Source organism: Chlorogloea sp. CCALA 695 (genome assembly GCF_003003885.1).
Taxonomy (GTDB): domain Bacteria; phylum Cyanobacteriota; class Cyanobacteriia; order Cyanobacteriales; family Chroococcidiopsidaceae; genus Aliterella.
Window position 1 is genome coordinate 1 of sequence record NZ_PVWN01000101.1, and the last position, 8,708, is coordinate 8,708.

Sequence of the window (8,708 nt, forward strand, 5' to 3'; positions counted from 1 at the left end):
ATTGGGCAACTAACTACTGGAATGCTCAAGCGATACGCCCATATTGATGCTGGCGGTTGGTGGTGCAATTCTGGGGTAAATGCTCTATCTTTTTCCAACTTAGACACAGGTAACAAGCCGCAAGAGAAAATTTGGGGCTGTTACAAACCAAATGAGCCAAGGAGTAATCCAGATAAACCAGGGAAGGGCATCAAGTACGAGCATCCACCAAAAACCGACTTAGGTATTTTCCTCTTAGATGTACCCGAATATATCGCCCAAAAGATTTACCAAAAAGCAGGAGTTGACCCGTCTCAAGAAGATCGTGATCGCGGTTTTTGGTACTGCGCGTGGAAATATAACTTACCTATTACCCTAGCGGAGGGAGCAAAGAAAGCAGCTAGTTTACTGAGTCAAGGTCACGTTGCCATCGGGTTACCAGGAATCTACGCGGGTTATCGCAGTAAGGATGAGCAAGGAAGACCAATAAAGGCTCATTTGCACGAAGAATTAGCAGTTTTCGCTACTTTAGGGCGCAATATTAGTTTCTGCTTTGACCACGAAACACGCCCAGAGACAAAGCGAAATATCGAGATTGCGATTTCTCGTACTGGTAGTTTGTTGCAACAGCAGGGAGCAAAAGTCAGCGTGGTCAGTCTACCGGGACCAGAAAAAGGGGTAGATGACTTGATTGTGGCTCATAGTCCACTTGCCTACGAGCAACTGGCATCAGTGGCGCTGCCATTACGACAGTGGCGCGAACACAACAAGCAAGAACGGCATTTAGCCATCGTGCCGCCTAAAAAATTGAGCGTTCAAGAGAGGAAAGAACAGCTAGAAGAACCGCCCTTGGGTCAGCACCCCATCAACAACCCGAACTTAGACCAATTACAAGAACCTGATCATGACAGCCAACAACGACAAATCAACGGAGAATACTCAGCCGATGGACACCTCAGAATTGACCAAAGCCTTAGCCCCATTGACCAAAAAGATCGCTCAATTGGAGAAAAGCAACAGTCAACTTACGAGCAGCCACAAGCAATTGGAGAGCAGCAACAGTCAATTGAACGAACAAATCCTGCGCCTGGAAGTTACCCAGACCGAGAACCTGAGCGAATTGAAAGCCAGTCATCTGAACTTCTTACAGCAATTAGCCGATACCTTAAACTCCAAACCGTCGAGCAACTTGGAGCCGACATTACAGAGCTTAGTCGAAGCCTTGCAAACAGTTGGCTTCGAGGTCAGGGAGCAGCGAACTTCACAAGTAGCCTTGACCGAAAAGATCCAACAATTATTGACGGCACAGCAGGTAATGAAAGTATTGAACAGCGAGGTGGAGATGACGGGCGAGTAAGCGGACAATTGATAGAGGCGATCTCTAATCACCTGAGCGTAGAAACCATTGCCTCACGGGGGGTTGCCCAAAACTTACATAATTTATGTCAAGACCTTAAAGGCAACCAGTCCCAACTATTAAGTGAGGTAATGCGAAAGCTTGAATCCGCGTTACCTAGCGAACTATCGCAATCAAGCCCAGAGATAGCCCCAACTGTTGAGGCACAGAGTCAAGCTGCTCGTGCCATCTCAAATTACATAGCAGCACGAACCATCACCCAAGCGCCCCTAACCCAAGCGCTTCTACCTTTAAGTCACCAGCTAAAGGGACTTCAACATCAAGGGCTAACTAGCGCTATACATCAACTAACCGAAGTGATTGAGGAGGCGATTGCATCACAGCCCAAATCCCAAGTAGACCAGGAGCAACTTAACGAGCAATCAATACAATCCGTCGTCAGACACACCCAGCTTGAGGAAGTCGCTTCACCCCTAATTCAACCGCTAACTGACCTCACGCAGCAGCTAGGAGACGAGCAATCACAATCGTTTGAATCGCTCAAAGTGCTTGATACAGTAATTTCTGACTACTTAGCCCAAATTCAAGCGACAGTCGCGGCTCTCAAACAAAAGACCAATCAGCAAGCGCTCTTGGCAGCATCAAACCGTGCTATTCATGAAACTATTGCCTCAGCTTTGGTTACAACGGTATCACCATTAATAGAAGAATTGTCCCAACATCGGCAGCAGTTTCCCCCTGGGATAACTGCTCTCAATTCCCTCAATAATTTACTTGACAAGCTAACTTGTGACCGCACTATTAGCACTGTTGCAGACTATATCGAACGCGCCAGTGTAACCCAGCACCAGAATATTCCCGTAGCGCTAACCAGCCTAACTACTGACCTCCAGTATGAGCAGGTTAGTTCGCTTGCAGCATTGAATAGGCTTGACGTTGTAATTTCTAGCTACTTGGAACAAGCCAAAGCAAGAAAGGCGAAGCACGAACAGCAAATAGTCACGGGCATCAGTAAAGCCGTATCAAAACACGTTGAGCAATCGGCTGTTGAAACACTACCCTTAGCTCAAGTTTTGACTGATTTAACACAACAGCTTAAATCCAACTTTGAGCAGACTGCTGGAGCAATTAATCAATTTGACGGTGTAATTTCTGGCTACCTGGAACAAATAGAGCCTTTATTAAAGGAGAAACAACAGCAAATAACTAATACTGCGATCGCATCTATTTCCCAGCAGATCAATTTGTCAGCGATTGGTTCAACAACTACTATTTCTGCTTGTAAACAGATTGGGGAGGACTTAAGTATGCTCCAAACCGCTAGCAATACCCAGGCACTTAAGAAAGTCCATGCGGTAATCGCTACACATACAAAAGAAACTGTAATCACTCTTGCCCAACAACTACGCGACCTTCCCCTTGATGAGATAGCAATCCGATTAGGGCTAACCCAAGACAAGTACGATAAGCACAAATGGCGCGGTGAAGGTCAGATTATCAGCATCAACGACCAAAAGTTCTACGACCACGCCAACCTCAAAGGCGGCTATGGCGCAATCGATTTAGTCATGCACGTCCAGGCGCGTGATTTTAAGGCAGCCTTGGGATGGTTAGCCGATAGCGCCTTGGAACTACCACCTGTCCCAGTACGAGCGCCACAACCAAAAGTTGTAGAACGCCAACCCTTCCAACCGCCAAGCACCGACGAATCGAAGTGGTTAGCTGTACGCCAATACTTAGTTGAAAAACGTCAACTACCCGTAGCTTTGGTCGATGAACTACATAGCCAGGGCAAAATCTACGCTGATGCCAAACAAAATGCTGTGTTTCTGCGCCAGGACATTGAGGGCAATGTTACCGGAGCCAGTTTGCGCGGGACATACAAGGATAGCTCTTTCAAAGGGTTAGCAACGGGTAGCCAGCGTGAAGGCGGATGGTTCTCATTTGTCCAAGGCGAAGGAGAGCTAAAACGGATTGTGCTAGTTGAATCGGCAATTGATGCCCTATCAGCCGCAGCTTTAGCAGAGCAACCTGGAAAAACAATGTTTGTCTCTACCGATGGCGCTGGCTCTGTCCCTACTGCTTGGCTACGACAACAGCAACAGCAAGGGGTAGAAATTGTCGCCGCTCACGACAGCGATCGCCCTGGAGAAGAAATGGCATGGCGGTTAGCTGCTGAACTTGAATTAGTCACCAGGGCTACCCCTACTATCGGTAAGGACTGGAATGAACAGTTAAAGGGGATTGAGCCACAACCAGATGTATCTGGGTGGAAGCTGGTAGCGCAGGTAATTGGTAAGCCCGATGCTTACATCAGCAGGATTGAGGCGGTTATAGCTTCTGGTCAAGGACTATCAACCGAGGCAGCAGCAGCAATGCGGCTGGACTTTGATACCTATAAGCAAACTGCTAGTGATTTATGGCAGTGGTATCAGGCAGCTAGGGATATTGGTAAACCTGATGCTTACCTGGGGCGGATTACTGAAGTTGCGATTTCCTTTCATCATTCCAAATCTCCTATTCCTCTAACTCAACAAGCTGCTGCCACCATGCAGCAAGACTTATTACAGCACGAACAATTACTAACTTCTTCTTTGTGGCAGCATGATAACCCGCTAACTGACCTCACTCGTCCGATGAAGACAGATTCTGTTGTCGCTCATACAGCCACTAAAGATAGCTCCAGCCCCCAGCAAGAGCGGCTGAATACTAGAGCCTTAAAATTAAGCATCAGGTTGTTGTCCGAGTTTGCTAAAAACCAGCGCAGCGATTGCGTGTCGTGGACTGGCGGATGGTACACCTTCACCAAGGTTGGTTCAGATATCAAAATAGGTTGCAGCCAAAGGCAGTCAACAATATTAGAGTTAACCAATGGCAATCTTCAAGGCAGCATTACTCAAAGAGATGTAGAAAAATTTGAAAAAGTGCTAGAAGCAATAAAAGAGAAAGAGATTGGCAGGCAACCTGAGCTTTAATCAACTAATTGAATTAGAGAATACGAGGTAGGTCTTGCTTAAAATTAAAGAGAAATGAGCTAGAATAAACAACTAATTCCTACTATAAGTAGCAGCTATTAATGAGCGGGAGTGTTAAATAATGGTAAATACATTGCCAGAAATTATTGTAGAAACATCGCTTTCCAGTTGGTTGCGGGAATATATTGAATATGCAGGCTTGAAAAGTATTTGTCTATCATTGGCTGAAGTTAGAGATGCAGTGTCAGCAGCTTCTCTTGAATATATTATTAAAACTGATAATGCACAGGAATTATTGGATGAGTTAGATTTGCCTGTAATTATAGAAGATGAAACTGGACGAATTGCTTTGACTGCAATAACTGACAAGCAGGAAGCTGATGCAATGTTAACAAAATATTCTGGGCAGAAGTACGTCTTACTTCGCAAATTGCTAGGCATAAATCACCTATTGATTTTGCAAGTAAATGAAAATTTGGGTCATACGAGAAATGATATTTTTGAAGTTTATGTAGAATTTTCTGCACTGCCAGAGAAACTTGAGTGCGTCATCATTTTGCTATAGAGCTTGATGAATGAATCACGACGGTTGACTGGAGAAGAATTAGAAAATTTCTTCAAGGATTTTGCAAAGCTTGCAGGCATTCTAGAATTAAAGGTTTCTACATTAGAGGATGTAGTCAGGCTATTCGAGGCAAAACTACCCTATAAATTTGCTAAAGCTGAACGCTTTGTTAAAGATGATTATCCTAGCGCTAGTGAATGGTTTGACAAAATACTCAATCGCAGATCGCTTCCCCCAATCCGCGAAGACATCAAAGAAAAATTAACTAATCGGCTACTCGATTTAGTAATTGCAACTGACGCAGTAGTTAAAGTTAGAGGAAATGATGGAATTGAAAAGAAAATTGCCATCGATGTCACTGCCAATTTTACCAAAGAACAAGAAAAAGTTGATAAGATTCGCGGCATATCTGGATCGCTCTCTAGACCAGTAAATCACAACCAAAACCTTCCCCAAGTAAGGGAAGCGCTAGGAATTGAAAAACATATTATTCTTGTTATGAATAATATGACGGATAATCTTCCCAGCTTTGAAAAGCTACTTACCGAAATCTATGCTTTCGCTAACGTCCAATCTAAAACACGAGTCTTAGACTTACGCGAACTTGCTGATGACCAAAAACTTGATTGGAAAACAGATGTAGAGGAAGATCCGCAAAGACTTTGGCGACAAAATAGCCAAGGTCTGGCTTCAAAAATTCCCTTAGAGCGGTCTATAGAAGTTGCCAATAGAGCAATTGGTAGGGGTTTCCCTAGAGATGTAATACTCAAGATGCTCGTTCTAGACCCTGAATATAAACGCCTCGTTAACCAAAATAAGGGCGATCGCGTAAATGCTGATAAGTATGCAGGACTTGTTTATACTAGAGCGATTGATAAATTGTGCATGACCCAAGCAACTAATCCTATTCAACAGAAAATTAACTTGGAAGGATTGAGGTGTAGCGAGTTTGTTGTCAAAGCAGTAGGTAGAGATAATTCTAGTGGGGAAAAAGTATTCCAAGTCAGTAATGGTTGGATGTTTCGCCAGAGGGGAGAAGATTTAACACTTGATACTGGAAGCGATCGCGGCATTATTCTAGAGTTCAAAAACAGATCACTTAAAGGAACATTGACACTGAAAGACTTGGAAAGGCTTGAGAAATGTGTAAACGGATTGCAGCAGGTAATGCAGGAACAGAAAAATAAAGAGTCTAACTTCGAGCTTTGAACCTCTTAATATTAATCAGTATAATAAAAAGGGTAGCTTTGAATAAGAAGGCTACTGTTATAATCCTAATGTAGCTTAATCGATCTTTTACATCGATTTTAATATATAGCTGATCGACCAAGACTTAACAATTACTTGAGTTTTCGTATCGTGAAGGAATTTAAAGCAATCTGACTTTAGTTTTTTGCAACAAGCAACTTATGGCAGTCGTTAAATGAGGATAATGCTATATATTCTTAGCTAATACATTCTTCCCTTAGCAGTAACATCTAAAATCACTGCGAAATAGCTATTATTTAATAATTTGGTTACTCAATAATACAAATTAGAGGTAAGGAAGTGACTCAAAATTTTATAAATCGGAAAATTCCCAAAAGAACAGCCAAGCTCATTCGTGAAGAAATCAAACAATTACCAGAGTATCAAAAGCTAATCTCTAAGTGCTACAGAGAGCCGTCAGGCTATACATCTCATAGAGCCGTTTGTTATGAGATAGCTCATTCGATATGGAATGCACGAGTTAGTCCCAAAACTTTAGATTGGGTTGCAGCAAATTCAGCATCGATTGCTTATCAGGTTGCTCATTTAGAATTGCCTACTTTGTGGTTAAGCAAACCTCTAGCAATTGCTCTTAACGAGACTAATACTCCTACTCAAATTGCTGGGCTTAGGCGAGTTTTACCAGGTGGTATCATCATGCTCCCTGAAAACTTGTTTAAAACCCCAGATGACCAGCCATGTACCTTTATTGCATGGATACATCGACTACCCGAAGACGAAGTCATAGATATAAATTTGGGTCCTAAGTTTACAGTTTCACAGTCTCCCATTGAACAGGGACAAATATGCTGGTTTTCTGCTCTAGCAAATAGAAGAATATATAGTGGAAACGTGAAGTGCTTACCTGACGAGGTAGAATTTGGAGCAATAGACCTTGCAACTAATCTTCGATATTTTACGGATATAGATGAAGAAGCAGAGTCAGATATCATAGCTTCACTGCAAAGACTAATCATCCAAACTTTGCTTGTTATGCAAGCGCGTCCTGACCTAGTAGATGAGACACATACACGCATAACACAAGGAGCAGGGTTTAAAAAACCAAAAGTAGAAAACCAAATGTGGAACCCCCGTTGGATTGGCAAGAATTATGTAATTCGTGAAGAAACTGTATCTGCACCTCCGAGTGGAGGTACTCATGCTAGTCCACGACCACACTGGCGTAAAGGTCACAATCGCCGCGTTCCATTTGGTCCACGGGAAGAAAATCAACGAAAGTGGATTTGGCTCGAACCTACCTTAGTTTACCCACAACATACTACATGACGAGAGCTTTTTTAAACTTCTCGCTATTGCAGCAGAGATGATTTTGCTCAGAATCTTGATTACTTGATTGGGAAAATTATTTTTTTTTAATTTGCTTTTTATTTTGGATAGGTTGATGATGTTTAATTTAGCCCCGTCTTGTACCATTGACGAGACGACGAATTTAAGCAGGTTGTTCTAAGCCAAACTCTAGCTCCATTTGTTTTTGTACCCACTCTTGAGGCTTTTCTTTTCTTTGCGCGATCGCCTGCAAATACTTGAGATATTCAGAGCGTTGCTGCGTCGTCGGTTTAGTCCCGAAGAGTGCGCTCCTATGCCGAATATTGGGCATTTAAGGTTAAGAGTCTGGAAATCGTCTCAGTTACTAAATAATCCAGCGCGTAGTCGCCATCAAACCTAATAACTGGACACTTCAGTGATTTTAACCAGTCTTCATGACGTTGTAGATTCCGACCTTCTAGAATCCCCTCGTCGTACTGCGCTGCCCACTCCAAAAACTTGTGAGAATGCAAGTACATATCGCCTCCTGGCATGATTCGGTTACCATAACGTTCAGTCTCTCGCTGCTTTAGCCTTTGCACACGCACATTAGAGGGAATATACAGAAATATCACAACATCAATTTGATCTAAGATTGCCCTGCCCCAGCTATCCATAGAACCCGCGATCAGCCAACCCTGAAAATTTTGTATTGCCGCAAGTAAACTCTGTTGCCGCTCACTCACGTGATACTTTTCCTGATAAGGTGGATCGGTTAGCTTCCAGTAGAAGTCATCTGCGTCAAAAAACTGAACGCCTAAGTATTTAGCTAACGCCTTACCAAGTGTTGTCGCTCCTGAGCCAGAAGCACCAGCGATATTGAGCCGTAAACTTGTTGCTGTAATCTTTTCTTGCATGATGCGAAAGCTAGAGTTAGAGCCTTGATAGCAATCTACTACTCAATCTAGATCACTGAATCAGTATTTTAGCTATTTAAACCGTCTTGGGCAACTTGCTTTAAACCAAATTCTAATTCCATTTGTTTTTGTACCCACTCAAGGGGTTTTTCCTTCCTTTGCGCGATCGCTTGCAAATACTTGAGATACTCAGTGCGTTGCTGGGGTGTTGGTTTAGTCCCGAAAATTGCGCCCTTCGACCAGCTATTAGGCGACCAGTAGCCATAGCGCTCCTTGAAGTTCATTGCAGCCCATCCAGGGGCAAAGTTCTTATCGTAAGCTTCGCGCAAGCTTTTCCTATAAAACTCATAGCGTTCAATATCTGCCTCGCTTAGTAGTTGTTCTAGCCCTGGAACTAAGTA

At 43.2% G+C, this 8,708-nt stretch carries 6 protein-coding genes and 1 pseudogene; 4 read left to right on the top strand and 3 right to left on the bottom strand.

The window, feature by feature from the left end:
* The 4 genes from C7B70_RS24245 to C7B70_RS24260 form a co-directional block, all read left to right on the top strand.
* On the top strand, positions 1-4,311 hold a 4,311-nt coding region (locus C7B70_RS24245; protein ID WP_146134162.1), incomplete at its 5' end, for a DUF3854 domain-containing protein.
* A gap of 121 nt (positions 4,312-4,432) precedes the next feature.
* Entirely contained in the window at positions 4,433-4,876 is a 444-nt protein-coding gene (locus C7B70_RS24250) for a hypothetical protein (protein ID WP_106371481.1), read from the top strand.
* Positions 4,877-4,882: 6 nt separating this feature from the next.
* Positions 4,883-6,085 (top strand): hypothetical protein, encoded by a 1,203-nt coding sequence (locus C7B70_RS24255; RefSeq protein ID WP_106371482.1) that lies wholly within the window; start codon positions 4,883-4,885, stop codon positions 6,083-6,085.
* A gap of 339 nt (positions 6,086-6,424) precedes the next feature.
* Positions 6,425-7,411, top strand: coding sequence for a hypothetical protein (locus C7B70_RS24260; RefSeq protein ID WP_106371483.1), 987 nt, complete (start codon positions 6,425-6,427; stop codon positions 7,409-7,411).
* A gap of 163 nt (positions 7,412-7,574) precedes the next feature.
* Here C7B70_RS24260 and C7B70_RS26645 read toward each other — a convergent pair whose 3' ends face one another.
* From C7B70_RS26645 to C7B70_RS26650, 3 genes and pseudogenes are all read right to left on the bottom strand, one after another.
* On the bottom strand, positions 7,575-7,742 hold the full coding sequence (locus tag C7B70_RS26645; RefSeq protein WP_158260580.1) for a hypothetical protein: 168 nt from the start codon (positions 7,740-7,742) through the stop codon (positions 7,575-7,577).
* Complete coding sequence (locus tag C7B70_RS24265) at positions 7,723-8,307, bottom strand: AAA family ATPase (protein WP_106371484.1); 585 nt, start codon at positions 8,305-8,307, stop codon at positions 7,723-7,725. Before C7B70_RS24265 ends, C7B70_RS26645 begins: the two co-directional genes overlap by 20 nt.
* 68 nt (positions 8,308-8,375) lie before the next feature.
* A pseudogene (locus C7B70_RS26650) lies at positions 8,376-8,708 on the bottom strand (hypothetical protein); the annotation flags it as partial.

Excerpts from the sequence above, each read along its gene's own strand:
- C7B70_RS24250 (WP_106371481.1), top strand. The coding sequence starts at position 4,433 with ATGGTAAATACATTGCCAGAAATTATTGTAGAAACATCGCTTTCCAGT.
- C7B70_RS24255 (WP_106371482.1), top strand. The coding sequence starts at position 4,883 with ATGAATGAATCACGACGGTTGACTGGAGAAGAATTAGAAAATTTCTTC.
- C7B70_RS26645 (WP_158260580.1), bottom strand. The coding sequence starts at position 7,742 with ATGCCCAATATTCGGCATAGGAGCGCACTCTTCGGGACTAAACCGACG.
- C7B70_RS24265 (WP_106371484.1), bottom strand. The coding sequence starts at position 8,307 with ATGCAAGAAAAGATTACAGCAACAAGTTTACGGCTCAATATCGCTGGT.